General features: G+C 38.6%; 12 protein-coding genes and 1 pseudogene. 7 read left to right on the top strand and 6 right to left on the bottom strand.

What is annotated here, in order from left to right; genetic code table 11:
- Positions 1–14: 14 nt before the first annotated feature.
- Positions 15–1316: a TolC family protein gene (locus EAL87_RS05350; protein ID WP_162972634.1), complete on the bottom strand. Its 1302-nt coding sequence runs from the start codon at positions 1314–1316 to the stop codon at positions 15–17.
- Positions 1306–3411 (bottom strand): glycine--tRNA ligase subunit beta, encoded by a 2106-nt coding sequence (glyS, locus tag EAL87_RS05345; protein ID WP_120913513.1) that lies wholly within the window; start codon positions 3409–3411, stop codon positions 1306–1308. Before glyS ends, EAL87_RS05350 begins: the two co-directional genes overlap by 11 nt.
- A gap of 115 nt (positions 3412–3526) precedes the next feature.
- On the opposite strand from glyS, the gene EAL87_RS05340 reads away from it, so the two are divergent.
- The 3 genes from EAL87_RS05340 to gatC are packed head-to-tail and all read left to right on the top strand — an operon-like array spanning position 3527 to position 6401.
- Complete coding sequence (locus tag EAL87_RS05340; protein ID WP_120913511.1) at positions 3527–4615, top strand: hypothetical protein; 1089 nt, start codon at positions 3527–3529, stop codon at positions 4613–4615.
- Between the two features lie 11 nt (positions 4616–4626).
- Positions 4627–6105: a 2,3-bisphosphoglycerate-independent phosphoglycerate mutase gene (gene gpmI, locus EAL87_RS05335; protein WP_120913509.1), complete on the top strand. Its 1479-nt coding sequence runs from the start codon at positions 4627–4629 to the stop codon at positions 6103–6105.
- A gap of 14 nt (positions 6106–6119) precedes the next feature.
- Complete coding sequence (gatC, locus tag EAL87_RS05330) at positions 6120–6401, top strand: Asp-tRNA(Asn)/Glu-tRNA(Gln) amidotransferase subunit GatC (RefSeq protein WP_120913507.1); 282 nt, start codon at positions 6120–6122, stop codon at positions 6399–6401.
- A gap of 122 nt (positions 6402–6523) precedes the next feature.
- Here the strand turns inward: gatC and EAL87_RS05325 are convergent, their stop codons facing one another.
- Positions 6524–7834, bottom strand: a complete 1311-nt coding sequence (locus EAL87_RS05325) for an adenosylmethionine--8-amino-7-oxononanoate transaminase (RefSeq protein ID WP_120913505.1) — start codon at positions 7832–7834, stop codon at positions 6524–6526.
- Between the two features lie 122 nt (positions 7835–7956).
- On the opposite strand from EAL87_RS05325, the gene EAL87_RS05320 reads away from it, so the two are divergent.
- The 3 genes from EAL87_RS05320 (at position 7957) to ftsZ (ending at position 12198) form a co-directional block, all read left to right on the top strand.
- A complete protein-coding gene (locus EAL87_RS05320) occupies positions 7957–9420 on the top strand; it encodes a peptidylprolyl isomerase (RefSeq protein ID WP_120913503.1) in 1464 nt (487 codons plus the stop codon).
- Positions 9421–9430: 10 nt separating this feature from the next.
- Positions 9431–10912 (top strand): cell division protein FtsA, encoded by a 1482-nt coding sequence (gene ftsA, locus EAL87_RS05315; RefSeq protein WP_120913501.1) that lies wholly within the window; start codon positions 9431–9433, stop codon positions 10910–10912.
- A gap of 128 nt (positions 10913–11040) precedes the next feature.
- Positions 11041–12198 (top strand): cell division protein FtsZ, encoded by a 1158-nt coding sequence (ftsZ, locus tag EAL87_RS05310; RefSeq protein ID WP_120913499.1) that lies wholly within the window; start codon positions 11041–11043, stop codon positions 12196–12198.
- A gap of 440 nt (positions 12199–12638) precedes the next feature.
- On the opposite strand, the gene EAL87_RS08145 is transcribed toward ftsZ, so the two are convergent.
- Entirely contained in the window at positions 12639–12869 is a 231-nt protein-coding gene (locus EAL87_RS08145) for a hypothetical protein (RefSeq protein WP_240444240.1), read from the bottom strand.
- Between the two features lie 153 nt (positions 12870–13022).
- Between EAL87_RS08145 and EAL87_RS08360 the strand changes: the two genes are divergently transcribed.
- The gene (locus EAL87_RS08360; RefSeq protein ID WP_276205129.1) at positions 13023–13151 is read left to right on the top strand and encodes a hypothetical protein; all 129 of its coding nucleotides are present in this window, start codon (positions 13023–13025) and stop codon (positions 13149–13151) included.
- A gap of 27 nt (positions 13152–13178) precedes the next feature.
- Here EAL87_RS08360 and mscS read toward each other — a convergent pair whose 3' ends face one another.
- A complete protein-coding gene (mscS, locus tag EAL87_RS05300) occupies positions 13179–14000 on the bottom strand; it encodes a small-conductance mechanosensitive channel MscS (protein WP_120913495.1) in 822 nt (273 codons plus the stop codon).
- Between the two features lie 118 nt (positions 14001–14118).
- A pseudogene (locus EAL87_RS08240) lies at positions 14119–14320 on the bottom strand (hypothetical protein).
- Positions 14321–14878 lie beyond the last annotated feature (558 nt).

Genomic DNA, 14878 nt, shown 5'->3' with positions numbered 1-14878 from the left:
CCATAACGCCCGATTCAATGCAATTCTCCTAATCTGGTCAAGCTCTCCCCTAAAGTCTCTTCTAAAAGCGCACTAATATCAATGTATTCAATCTTCGCTTCCGCTAGAGTGATGAGGGCGTCCATGTAAGAATTTTGATAAATCAAGTATTCAAAAAGCCCGATTTTTTGGGCTTCATAAGCGATGCGCCCCATTTCCATCAAACGCTTCTTATTGGCAATGGCTTCTTTTTGGGTTTCAATGTATGCTTCTTTGGTTTTGAGCTGGTTTAAGTAGGAATTGGCGTTGATCCTAATGTTTCGTTTCATCACTTCATTTTGCGCGAGCGTCCCGCTTTGCAAATCCAAGAATTTACGCTTTTGATAGATATTTTTAGGCGTTACCGGTAAAGGGATACGCACTTCTATAGAAAGGTTAGTGGAAGAGTTATAGCTTTCAGAGCCAATCCCGAACTCAAATTCATTAAACACATCTCTATTAGCCAATTTCGCATTCACTTGATAATCTTTAGCCGTTAGATCCAAAATATCCACATACAACGAGCGATCCAATTTGAACTTTAAGGCTTCAGGTTCTAAATGCACATACTCAAAATCCAAACCGATCACCTTGACATCATGCAAATGATCTAAATAAGTGTCAAAATGCGCCCCCTCTTTGACCGGCTCCACAATCGCTAGCATCGTGTCTAACATTTTTTCTAAATCTATGAGTTTGGTTTCCACATTGGTTTTAGCGAGTTTGGATTCCAAATAAGAGTTATTGAAGTTAATATAGTCCTTTTCGCTCATGCTACCGGCTTTGACTTTTTCTTTAGCGATTTTGAGCTGCGAATAAAAGTTCGCTTCTCGTTGCGCATACACCTGATACTTTTCTTTAGTCATCACATAAGTCAAATAAAGGCGTTTAGCGCCAATAAAAGCGAGATTTTTATTCAATTGATAGCTTTTATCGTATTGAATGGTTTTAATAGAAAGGCTTTTGGATAAAAGCGAGCTCACCCATGGGAGCTTGGGCCTTACCATTAAAAGGGTTCTGGGTTGCGCTTCTATAATGCCTTGGAAGTTTTTCACCATAGAGGTTTCATTCTCAATGAAAGGGAAATCCCAAGCATTCACGGAGCGTTGCTCATTCAAACGGCTTTTAAAATCGGCTTTTTTACCGATCAACTCCATTGAGTTGGTTTCCACTTCTTTAAAAAATTCTTGTAGGGTAAAGATTTTCGCGCTAAGCACACCCGCACTAAACATGCTTATTAAAAAAGTTACCCCCAAACAAAAACGCCGGACTTTGTGTTTGAAAGAATTAAATCGCAATTTCTTTAATATCCCCAATTTCTAAGAAACTTTGATACACGCCCCATAAGAAATTTTTACGATTTTTTTGGATTTCTATGTCTTTATCCATGACTAGCACGCTTTTAAAATACTCTTCTAAGGGCGCATGCAAACCAAAATAAGCCTCTATTTTGCTATCCAAACTCTCAAAAGCGCTTGTTTTGATCGCGTTGAACGCTTCAAAAAGGGCATGCTCTTCTGGTTCTTTGAAAAGACTCGTGGAAAACTCGCTTGATTCGTTAGGGTTTCTGTCTTTATTAATATTGGCTAAGCGTTTGAAAGCGCTAAAAAGCAACTCTTTTTTTGGGGCGTTCTTGGGTTCATCTAAAAAGCGTTTTAAGGCTTTGACTTTCTGGATGATTGTAACAATGTCTCGCTCGTTGGTGTTTAACACGCTTCTTATAATAGAGGGGTTACAATCTATTAAATTATTAAAGCGTTCTAGTAAAAACTTTTCTAAAATTTCTAAATCAAAGCTTTGATAAACGGCCACTTTTTCAAAGAGGTTTTTTAAATCCGCTTTCAGATCAAATTCTAACCCATAATGCGCAATGATTTTCAATAATCCAAAACTCAAGCGCCTTAAAGCAAAAGGATCTTTAGATCCGCTAGGGATTTTACCTGCACTAAAAAGAGAAAATAAGCTGTCTAATTTCAAGCTCAAAGCCACGATCGAGCTAAAAACGCTAGAGGGCAAGGGGGCGTTTTCGCTTGCGGGCAAATACTGCTCTTTCACACTCAAGGCGACCAATTCGTTTTCATTTTGTTTCAAAGCGTAGTAATAGCCCATGATCCCTTGAAGCTCGCTAAATTCATACACCACTTCACTGAGTAAATCCGCCTTAGCGATTTTAACGGCTCGGCTAACCAATTCAAGGGCTTTTTCTAAAGGCATATTTAATGATAAAGCGTATTTTTGAGTCAAATATTGGGCGATGATTGATTCGCGCTCCATTTTGTCCTTTAAAGTCCCTAAACCTTGCACAAAAACCACGCTCTCTAAAGGGGCGTTATCTAGGGGCTTTTTAAGATCGTTTTCATAAAAGAAAACCGCATCGCTCAAGCGGGCTTTTAAAACCTTTTGGTTGCCTAAAATGATTTTTTGCTTGTCTTTATTGGTAGCGTTACTCACCACGATAAAGCCGTTGTGTAATGTTGGGCTTTCTTCTTGACTTTTTTGACTAAAGGCTGCAAAATAGCGTTGGTTTTCTTTCATGGAAGTGATAATAATTTCATTGGGTAATTTTAAAAACGCCTTGTCAAACTCCCCAAAAAGTGCACTGGGGTATTCCGTGATCGCTACAACCTCATCTAATAAATCCCTATCCATTTCTACGATAATGTCATGCTTTGTTTCTAGCTCTTTAATTTCTTGCAAGATTTTCGCTTCGCGCTTTTTAGGGTCTAAAATGACATGGTTTTTTTCTAAAACTTCAAAATACGCTTTAGGGCTATCCACTTCAATAAAATCAAAACCCTCTTGTCGGTGCGCTTTTGTGGCTTGCCTGGTTTTAAAACCATACTCTTTGACTTCAATACCGTTAAAATTTTCCCCATTAAACAACACGCAAATATTATGAATGGGTCTGATAAAGCTTTTTTCCACATTGCCCCAACGCATAGACTTCCCGAAATTCAAACCCTCTAAAAACTCTAACACAATGGGCATGATCAAGTCTTTTGTAGGCTCTTTTTCATGGATTTTAGCGTGATAAAGCACCTCTTTATTGTTTTTAAGAGCGGTTTGGAAATGCTGGTGATCCTTTAGTCCTAATTTTTGATAAAACCCTAAACCTAGCGCGTTCAACCCTTGCGTTTTATCTTGATGATTGCATGCGATTTTAACCGGAGGCCCAAAAAATTCCTCTTTAGTTTCTTGGGTTAAAAGGGGAAAGTCTTTAATAAACAAACACAAGCGCCTAGGGGTGTAAAAAATCTCTATATTTCCCACTTCTAAAGCGCGCTTTTGAAAAAGAGCGTGGAGTTTTTCAGGCATTTGTTTATATTCATTCAATAACGCTTGCGCAGGCAATTCTTCAACTAAAATCTCTACTAATAATTCATCTGAATGCAAAATCTCAATTCTCCCTAAAAAACAAAATCACTCTTTAAGTCAGCTAAATTGTGTTAGAATTATACTTGAATTTACACTCAGTTTAGTTTATTTCTTAATACAAAAGGTAGGCGTTTTGAAACATTTAACCCCACTCACTCACACCATCTTTAAAGCCTTATTTCTAGGCACAGCCTTAAAAGCATCTTTAAGCTTAGTTGCAGCAGAAAGCCCCGCTAAAACAGAGCCTAAGCCCGCTAAGGGGGTTAAAAACAAGCCCAAATCGCCCGTTACTAAAGTCATGATGACCAATTGCGACAACCTTAAAGACTTTAACGCTAAGCAAAAAGAAGTTTTAAAAGCCGCCTATCAATTCGGCTCTAAAGAAAATTTAGGCTATGAAATGGCAGGCATTGCATGGAAAGAGTCATGCGCAGGGGTTTATAAAATCAATTTTTCGGATCCGAGCGCTGGCGTGTATCATTCTTATATCCCTAGCGTTCTAAAAAGCTATGGGCATAACGATAGCCCTTTTTTGCGTAACGTGATGGGGGAATTGCTCATTAAAGACGATGCGTTCGCTTCTCAAGTGGCTTTAAAAGAGTTAATGTATTGGAAAACGCGCTACCACGACAATCTAAAAGACATGATCAAATCTTACAATAAGGGCAGTCGTTGGGAAAGGAATGAAAAATCTAACGCTGATGCTGAAAAATATTACGAAGACATACAAGATAGGATCAGGCGTTTGAAAGAATCTAAAATCTTTGATTCGCAGTCTAGCAATGACCAAGAATTGCAAAAAAGCGCTAATGGCAACCTGGATTTAGACCCTGTCGGCAACGCCATGCCTCAAACTTTAGCCGCCAAAAAAACTCAAATAGAGGAAACTCAAGTAGAGGAAACTCAAGTAGAAAAATCTCAAACACAAAAATCCCAAGAAATGAAAGAGGCAACTAGCGAGCAAATAACCAACAATCCAAAAAAAGCAAAAGATAAACCCATGTATTTGGCTCAAAATAATAGCGCTGATTTTGCACCCGCTAAAAAAAGCCCAGAAAAACTAACTAAAGCCAGTCCAAAACGCTCCCCCAAAAATAATATTAAAAATAACACCAAAACCGCTTCCAAAAATTCCAAAAAACAAGAAGTGTGCAAAAATTGCTCCCCAGGGCAAAGGAATGCGATTTTAGCTAACCGCATCACTCTCATGCAAGAGCTTTAAAAGTCTGAAAAATGGCGCAAAAAACTCTTTTGATTATCACTGATGGCATTGGGTATCATAAAGATAGCGATCATAACGCATTCTTTCATGCTAAAAAACCCACTTATGACTTGATGTTTAAAACCTTGCCTTATAGCCTGATTGACACGCATGGCTTGAGCGTGGGCTTACCTGAAGGGCAAATGGGAAATTCTGAAGTGGGGCATATGTGCATAGGGGCTGGTCGGGTGCTCTATCAAGATTTAGTCAAAATTTCTTTAAGTATTCAAAACGATGGATTAAAAAACAACCCTGCTTTTTTAAACACGATCCAAAAAAGCCATGTGGTGCATGTTATGGGTTTGATGAGCGATGGAGGCGTGCATTCACACATTGAGCATTTTATCGCTCTGGCTTTAGAGTGTGAAAAATCCCGTAAAAAGGTCTGTCTGCATTTAATCACCGATGGGCGCGATGTCGCTCCTAAAAGCGCTTTAACTTATTTAAAACAAATGCAAAATATCTGCAATGAAAACATTCAAATCGCTACGATGAGCGGCCGTTTTTATGCGATGGATAGAGACAAGCGCTTTGAAAGGATTGAACTCGCTTATAATAGCCTAATGGGGCTTACTGACCCCACGCCCTTAAGCCCTAGCGAGTATATCCAAAACCAATACGATAAAAATATCACCGATGAATTTATTAAGCCCGCTTGCTTTAAAAATTATTGCGGCATGCAAGATGATGAAAGCTTTATTTTTATCAATTTCAGGAACGATAGGGCTAGAGAGATTGTGAGCGCTTTAGGTCAAAAGGAATTTAGCGGCTTTGAGCGCCAAGCTTTTACAAAACTCCATATCGCTACCATGACGCCTTATGATAACACTTTCCCCTACCCTGTTTTATTCCCCAAAGAAAGCGTTCAAAACACGCTCGCTGAAGTGGTCTCTCAACACAACCTGACCCAAAGCCATATCGCTGAGACTGAAAAATACGCGCATGTAACCTTTTTCATCAATGGCGGAGTGGAGACGCCTTTTAAAAATGAAAACCGGGTGCTTATCCAAAGCCCAAAAGTAACCACTTATGATTTAAAGCCTGAAATGAGCGCTAAAGAAGTAACCCTTGCGGTGTTAGAGCAAATGAAACTAGGCACGGATTTGATCATTGTGAATTTTGCTAATGGCGATATGGTGGGGCATACGGGGAATTTTGAAGCGAGTATTAAGGCGGTAGAAGCAGTGGATGCATGCTTAGGGGAAATCCTTTCACTGGCTAAAGAATTGGATTACGCCATGCTTTTAACAAGCGATCATGGGAATTGCGAGCGCATGAAAGATGAAAACCAAAACCCCTTAACCAACCACACCGCTGGGAGCGTGTATTGTTTTGTTTTAGGGAATGGAATCAAATCCATAAAAAACGGAGCCTTGAACAATATCGCTAGCAGCGTGTTAAAACTCATGGGCATCAAAGCCCCAGCAACGATGGACGAACCCCTATTTTAAACTAAAGGAAAAGAATGCAAATTGATGATAAACTATTGCAACGCTTAGAAAAATTGAGCATGTTAGAGATTAAAGACGAGCATAAAAAGAGCGTTAAAGGCCATTTAGCGGAGGTTTTAGGCTTTGTAGAAAACATTTTCGCTTTAGAAACTAGCACGCTAAAAACAGATACAGAACTATGCACCCCCTTAAGAGAAGACGAGCCTAAAAGCCAACCTAACATCGCCAAAGAGATTTTAAGCCAAAACAAACACAGCCAGGATCATTATTTCGTTGTGCCTAAAATCATTGAATAGGTTTTATTGAATAGGTTTTATATCAAGTTAAAAGCTTGATTTTAAAATCAAATAGACAGAAAAGAAGTGATCGCTTGATTAAAATCAAGCTTTTTTACATTTTATTTTTTAAAAGCGCTTTTTCAGCCTTTTTTTAACTCATCAATCACTTCCACTAACCCCGCAACCGCCTTTGTGATTTCTTCATGCGTGATGATATAAGGAGGCATGAGGTAAATGGTGTTGTTTAAAGGGCGTAATAACAGGCCTTTGGTTAGAGCTTTTTTAAAAACCGCCAAACTCAAACGCTCTTTAGTTTGAAGAAAGACTTCAAAGGCAAAGACCATGCCCAAACGCCTTAAATGAGACACCACTTGTTGCTCTATCAAGGGTTTTAACGCGTTTTGGAGCGTATTAAAAATAAACTCGCTTAAAGCCTTGTTTTTTTCAATGACATTTTCTTTTTCAAAAATATCTAGCGTGGCGTTTGCGCATGCACAAGCTAAGGCGTTTCCTGTGTAGCTGTGCGAATGCAAAAACGCTTTATTGTCTTCATAGGGGGCGTAAAATCGGTTATAAATTTCATTGCGGGTTAATAGCGCGCTTAAAGGCAAATACCCCCCACTAATCCCTTTAGACAAGCATAAAAAATCAGGCTCGATCCCACATTGCTCATAAGCAAACATGCTCCCTGTGCGCCCAAACCCGGTAGCGATTTCATCAAAAATAATGTGGATGTTTTTTTGCTTGCACAATAAAACGGCTTGTTTTAAATATTTTGTGCTATAAATATGCATATTCCCTGCACATTGCAAAAGAGGCTCTACAATAAAGGCGCAAATTTCTTCATGATGTTTATCTAACAAACGCTTTAAAGCGTTCAAACTATTTTCTATTTCATTGTCGTTTTTAGGCACAGGCGTGATGAGATTCTTAAGCAATAAGGGGGTATAAGTGTCTTTATAAAGTTTCACATCGCCCACGCTTAACGCTCCCAAAGTCTCGCCATGATAGGAATTAGAAAGCGATAAAAAAAGCTTTTTGCGGCGCGTTTGGTTTTTTAAAAAATGGGCATGATAGCTCATTTTCAAAGCGATTTCAATGCAAGATGAGCCGTTATCCGCATAAAAGCATTTGTCCATACCGGTGAGCTGGCAAAGCCTTTGAGAGAGCGTGATGATGGGCTTATGGCTAAAAGAAGCCAAAAGGACATGCTCTAAACCATCAATTTGATTTTTGAGCTGTTGGCTGATGTAGGCGTTATTATGCCCAAAAAGATTCACCCACCATGAGCTGATTAAATCCATGTAAGCGTTATCATTGAAATCATAGAGATAAATCCCTTGAGCCTTTTTAATGGGGATAATGGGGAAATTTTGATGCTCTTGCATTTGCGAGCAAGGGTGCCAAAGATACTCCAAATCCAAAGCGGCTAAATTTTCTTGAAAATTCATGTTAAAAACTCTCTATAATAAGGATAATTTTAATAACCTTTGGTTAAAATAAGGTTATTTGATTTTACTATAAGGTTGTTTAAACCTAAATTTCGTGTTTTTAAAAAGGGATTAGAGTTCTTATGATTGAATGGATGCAAAATCATAGAAAGTATTTAGTGGTTACAATATGGATAAGCACGATCGCTTTTATTGCTGCCGGAATGATAGGCTGGGGGCAATACAGCTTTTCTTTAGATAGTAGTAGCGCTGCCAAAGTGGGACAAATTAAGATTTCTCAAGAAGAATTAGCCCAAGAATACCGCCGCCTTAAAGACGCATATGCTGAGTCTATCCCTGATTTTAAAGAACTCACTGAAGAGCAAATCAAAGCCATGCATTTAGAAAAAAGCGCTCTCAATATTCTCATCAATCAAGCTTTATTGAGAAATCTTGCTTTGGATTTAGGGCTTGGCACTACAAAGCAAGAAGTGGCGAAAGAGATCAGAAAAACGAGTGTTTTTCAAAAAGATGGCGTTTTTGATGAAGAATTGTATAAAAATATCTTAAAACAAAGCCATTACCGCCCCAAACACTTTGAAGAAAGCGTTGAAAAGCTTTTAATCGTTCAAAAAATCAGCGCTCTATTCCCCAAAACCACTACCCCTTTGGAGCAATCCAGCTTGTCGCTTTGGGCGAAATTGCAAGACAAATTAGACATTCTTATCCTAAAGCCTAGTGATGTTAAAATCTCTCTCAATGAAGAAGAAATGAAAAAGTATTATGAATCCCATAAAAAGGATTTTAAAAAGCCCACAAACTTTAAAACACGATCTTTATATTTTGACGCTAATTTAGAAAAAACTGATTTGAAAGAGTTAGAAGAATACTACCACAAAAACAAGGTGTCTTATTTGGACAAAGAGGGGAAATTACAGGATTTTAAAAGCGTTCAAGAGCAAGTCAAACATGATTTAAGCATGCAAAAAGCGAATGAAAAAGCCTTAAGGAGTTATATCGCTCTAAAAAAAGCGAACGCGCAAAACTACACCACGCAAGATTTTGAAGAAAACAACTCCCCCTATACTGCTGAAATCACGCAAAAACTCACCGCTCTCAAGCCCCTTGAAATCCTAAAACCAGAGCCTTTTAAAGATGGTTTTATTGTGGTGCAACTCATCTCTCAAACTAAAGACGAATTGCAAAATTTTGATGGAGCTAAAAGCGCTCTTAAAACCCGTTTGACTCAAGAAAAAACCCTTATGGCGTTGCAAACTTTAGCTAAAGAAAAGCTTAAGGATTTTAAAGGCAAAAGCGTGGGCTATGTAAGCCCTAATTTTGGAGGCACTATTAGCGAACTTAACCAAGAAGAAAGCGCTAAGTTTATCAACACTCTTTTTAACCGCCAAGAAAAAAAAGGGTTTGTTACTATAGGCGATAAAGTGGTGCTCTACCAAATCACAGAACAAAATTTCAACCACTCCTTTAGCACCGAAGAAAGCCAGTATATGGAGCGTCTGGTTAATAACACTAAAACGGATTTTTTTGATAAGGCTTTGATGGAAGAATTGAAAAAACGCTATAAGATAGTCAAATACATTCAATAAAGGGGAAATAATGGAACATAAAGAAATCGTTATAGGGGTTGATATAGGCTCTAGAAAGATTTGCGCGATAGTGGCTGAATTTAAAGACGGGATTTTGCGTATCATTGGCACCGCCCATCAAGATTCTAAAGAAATCAATTCAAAGGCCATTAAAAGAGGGCGTATCAATAGCCTTGCCCATGCTTCTAGCGCCATTAAAGAAGTGATCAATAGCGCTAAAAAAATGGCGGGTTTGAACGCTGATGAAGACAAGAATAACCCCATTTCCTCCTTTAGAGAATCGTATTACCCTAAAACTAAAGCCATTGTCTCTTTTTCTGGGGCTTATACTGAAAGCATTAGAGATGTGACCGGTGTGGCTAGCACCAAAGACAATGTGGTTACTATAGATGAAATCAATCGCGCTATCAATAACGCATGCGCTAAAGCAGGTTTAGATAACGATAAACACATTTTGCATGCCCTCCCTTATCGCTTCACTTTAGACAAGCAAGAAGTGAATGACCCCTTAGGGATGAGCGGGACTCGATTGGAAGTCTTTATCCACATTGTCTATACAGAAAAAAACAACATTGAAAATTTAGAAAAAATCATGATCCAATCTGGCGTGGAGATTGAAAACATCGTGATCAATTCTTATGCAGCCTCGATTGCCACCTTGTCTAATGACGAAAGGGAATTGGGCGTGGCTTGCGTGGATATGGGAGGAGAGACATGCAACCTTACGATTTATAGCGGCAATTCCATACGCTACAACAAATACTTACCCGTAGGCTCTCACCATTTAACCACGGATTTATCGCACATGCTCAACACCCCATTCCCTTACGCTGAAGAGCTTAAGATCAAATACGGCGATCTTTCTTTTGGAAGCGAAGAAGAAACGCCCTCTCAAAATGTCCAAATCCCCACCACCGGATCGGATGGCCATGAAAACCATATCGTGCCGCTTAGTGAAATCCAAACTATCATGAGGGAAAGGGCTTTAGAAACTTTTAAAATCATCCACAGGAGCATTCAGGATAGTGGGTTAGAAGAGCATTTGGGTGGGGGCGTTGTTTTAACCGGTGGGATGGCTTTAATGAAAGGGATCAAAGAATTAGCCAGAACCCATTTCACTAATTACCCCGTGCGTTTGGCGACCCCTATGGAAAAATACAATATCATGGGCATGTTTGAAGATTTGAAAGACCCTCGCTTTTCGGTCGTGGTTGGCTTGATTTTATACAAAGCAGGAGGGCATACCAATTATGAACGAGACTCTAAAGGGATTATCCGCTATCATGAAAGCGATGATTACACAAGAACAGCCCATCAATCAAGCCCTACCCCCCATATCCATTCATCGCCTACAGAAAGGAATTTGAGCGATTTAAAAGCCCCTAGCGCTCCTTTAAGCACCGCTAAAAATGACGACTTCCTGCCTATAAAACCCGTCGAGCAAAAAGGTTTTTTTAAAAGTTTCCTTGATAAGATTTCTAAAATCTTTTAAGGCATAGCGGTTTCTTTATGCGATAAAACGCTTTGATAGTTATCAAAAGCTAGAAAACATGGTATAATCCCCCAACTATCTATCAAAGTTTAGATTTGCAAAAATCGTATCTCAAGGGGAAAGTGGTTATGGTTCATCAATCAGAGATGGAAAATTATAATATCGGTCAAGCGGATATTGAAGAAGTAAGCGATCCAGCTTATAAAGGGGCTAAGATTGTCGTCATCGGTGTTGGAGGCGGGGGGTCTAACATGATTAAACACCTGGTTGAATACGGCGTGCATCAAGATGTTACCCCCATTGCAACGAACACTGATGGCCAACACCTCAAAAACAATCCCGCTCCGGTTAAAATCCTTTTAGGCAAAGAATCTACTGGAGGTTTAGGCGCTGGGGGAGTTCCTGATATTGGTAGGAAAGCCGCTGAAGAAAGCGCTAATGAAATTAGAGAAGCGATTAAAGACGCCAAATTAGTCATTGTCTCTACAGGGCTTGGAGGAGGGACTGGGACTGGAGCCACCCCCACTATTGTCAAAATCGCAAAAGAAGTGGGAGCGCTCACGATTGCTATCGTTACCAAGCCTTTCAAATACGAAGGGTCTCAAAAAAGCAAGAAAGCCGAAGAGGGATTAAAGGAGTTGGAGCAATCTAGCGATTCTATTTTGGTTATCCCTAATGACAAAGTTCTTTTAACGATGAAAAAAAACGCTAGCACTAAGGAATGCTACAAGGAAGTTGATGATGTCTTAGTTAGGGCTGTGAGCGGTATTTCTACGATTATCACTAAACCTGGGGATATTAATGTTGATTTTTCCGATTTAAAAAGCGCTCTTGGTTTTAAAGGGTTTGCGTTAATGGGTATTGGTGAAGCCACTGGCGAAGATTCTGCTAGATTAGCGGTGGAAAATGCGATCCAATCGCCTCTTCTTGATGACACTTCTATTGATGGGGCTAAGAGCATTATTGTCTTTTTTGAACACCACCCTGATTATCCTATGTATGCTTATTCTCAAGCTTGCGAGTCCATTCAAGAACGAGCCAATCAAGATGTTGATGTTAAGTTTGGCCAACACACCAGTGAGAACATCCCCCTTGATCATGTGCGCGTTACCATCATTGCAACCGGAGCTGAAAGAAACAGCAATGGGGCGAGTTTGGAGTCTATCGCTACGCCTTCTCAGCCTGTAGTGAAACCAACAAGAAAAGTGGGTAATGGCGATTTTTTAAGAATCCCTACCGAAGAAGAGCTATCCACACCCACAGCCATAAGGATTCAGAGAGATTGAGGTCTTGCTTTTCTCCCCTATTTTTATAGGGGATATAATAAAGCAGTTTGTTGGGTTTGTTCTCATTGTTTTTTAGAATAAAATTAAGAAGCTTTGATTTTAATGGGTGTGCTTTAGAGATTTTAGGGGATTTTAAGGCGTTTAAAGGGGGAATATCCCAAACACCCCCTAGTTAATGAAACGCTAGAAACTCATTTGGCAAAAACCAAGGGCTTTGTTTTTCATGCTTGCCACCCATAAGTTCATAAGCTCCGTTATAGATTTGTGGAGTCAATGCATTTTTAATTTGATTGGGCTTCACATCTCATCAAATACAGATAATATTTTTCCTATCAAAATAATTGATAGCAGTAGTGATTTTATCAGACAAGTCATCACTTGCTTTGATAATCTTTTTCAAAGGATCGCGCGCATCAGTGAAAAACTCTCGTTCATTGACTTTATGAGTCTTCTAACACGCCCGTAATAAGGTTAACGCTCACGCTCTTACCTTGTGATAGAGCGTTAGAGATTTTAATGATTTCAAAGTTTTGTTTCGCACTCAATCTATAACTCTTACTCAAATTCCGCTTCTCATAGTCTTGGCTTTTAATGGTTTCTTTTTTACTTATCTCATCAATGGCTCTGACTTTAAAACCTTCAATTCTTTCTAAAAAATCATAGTTTAGCAACAATTTGCTAGAGCTAACCACTCTATCACTTGCACTATACTTTAACGCTGACTTTTTCCTATCACACTCATTTAATTGAGCCAATAAAGATTGGTTAGGATTTTGAGAGAGATTTTGAGAGAGGTAGCTGCTTTTTAGCTTCCCTAATATTCCTTGAGATTAGTATCAAGGATAGATGATAACGAATGGGAATTGATAGGGTTTTTTTCGCTATCCAATAAGTTAGACTGGGTGCGTTTAGAATTATCCGCACCGATGAAAAGGTTTTTTGAAATCGCTTGATATAGGGTCTCTTTTAAAATCTGGGTTTTATGGGTTGGGAGAGTCTTTGATAGAAATATCTAGCTTGTTGAAAGGGATTTCAATATGGTTAGCGTCTAGGGCGTTTTTGATGCGTTCAATGAGTTCGCTGCGCACATTAAAAATCCCGTCTTCAATCTTTGCCCAAACTCTAATAGTGAAATTCAATGAACTTTGTCCAAAATCCGTGATTCCAATAAAAGTGGGCATGTTTTTATCAATTTTTTCCATTGTATCAATGACATCTTTTATAGTCTTATGAACTAGTTCAATATCGCTCCCATACCCTACCCCACAAACCCATTCAATGCGCCGACACGCCGTATTATTACTATTGATAATATTGGAATTAGCGACACTCCTATTGGGCAAAACCGCCAAGCGTCCATCATGCAAGCGTAAAGAGGTGTTAAAAAAATTGAGCGCTTCTACTTTGCCCTCTAATCCAGAAATTTCAATGATGTCTCCTTTTTTGAAAGGGTGCAAGATAATAAGGATTATCCCTCCCGCAATGCTTGAAAGGTAATCTTTTAAAGCCAACGCCACCGCAATCCCCACCGTTCCTAAAACAGTGATAATAGAGGTGGTTTGCACGCCTAAAGTGCTGAGCGCGATGATTGTAGTGATGATAAGGATTAAGATAAAAGTAACTTGCGCGACAAAATTCGCTAAAATCTCATCCTTTTTGGATAAAAGCTTCATGGTTTTGTTCCGTAAGAAAAACGAAAAATAAAAACCTATACAAAAAACAATGACCGCCTTGATTAAGATTATCCCAAAATGCTTTGCCTGCGGAAAAAAATCCACTAACAGCGTTTTAATTTCATCCATAAATTTTTCCTTTTAAAAATCGCTCAAAAGCGATGAGATAATTTATTTTATATATGAGCTAATTTTAGCATGTTTAAAACTAACCTTATATCACCACTCACAAACGCCTAACCCTGCGTTAGCGACAAAGAGAGTGGCTTTTAACACACTGTCTAATGAAAAGGGGTTTTTGGGTGTTGAACCTAGAGATTACTTTGCGCACACCCTCTGCGTGATGGCTATCGCTCACTTTATAGGTTTTTCCCTAGCTTGGCTTTAATGGATTTTATCGTTACGCTATCAACAAATACCGCTCTATAAGATTTTTGTATAAAAACAATGGTGTATTTAAAAGTCTCTGAGTAATTCTTTAAGAATTTAGGGGAGTTGGGGCTTTCTAAATCAATATTGATGTGGTTAGCAATCTTAATTTTTTGATCTCTTTTATAAGGCTTATAACTCTCCCCTTCTTTTTCTCAAAGAATTAAACTTTCTAAAAAATTGGATTTTAGATCTTATGTTATGACTTTAAGTTTTATTTTATCGCTTCAGATTTTATTTTATGATTTCAAATTTATTTTGTTTTCAAACTCGCTTTCTTAAACCCTAAAAACCTTTGAATAAAACAATAAATCCCAACCCAAAAAAGTTAAAAACAAAAGAAATAAAAAAGCAATACCGGCGGAATAAAGAATAAAGAATAAAGAATAAAGAATAAAGAATAAAGAATAAAGAATAAACCCCTAAAACCCTTAAACAAACAAAAACAAGCAATCAAATAATGAAATCAAATAAAAAAGCAAGACAAGATTAAAACATTTCCCTATCCCTGCACCGACCTACATTCCCACTCTTGAAAAGAGCAGTATTATCAGCGATGAAGAGCTTGACTTCCAGGT

It is taken from the genome of Helicobacter pylori, assembly GCF_003636935.1.
Classification (GTDB): domain Bacteria; phylum Campylobacterota; class Campylobacteria; order Campylobacterales; family Helicobacteraceae; genus Helicobacter; species Helicobacter pylori_CH.
Note: the sequence above shows the minus strand (reverse complement) of the source record. Positions and strands in the feature narration are given on the sequence as shown.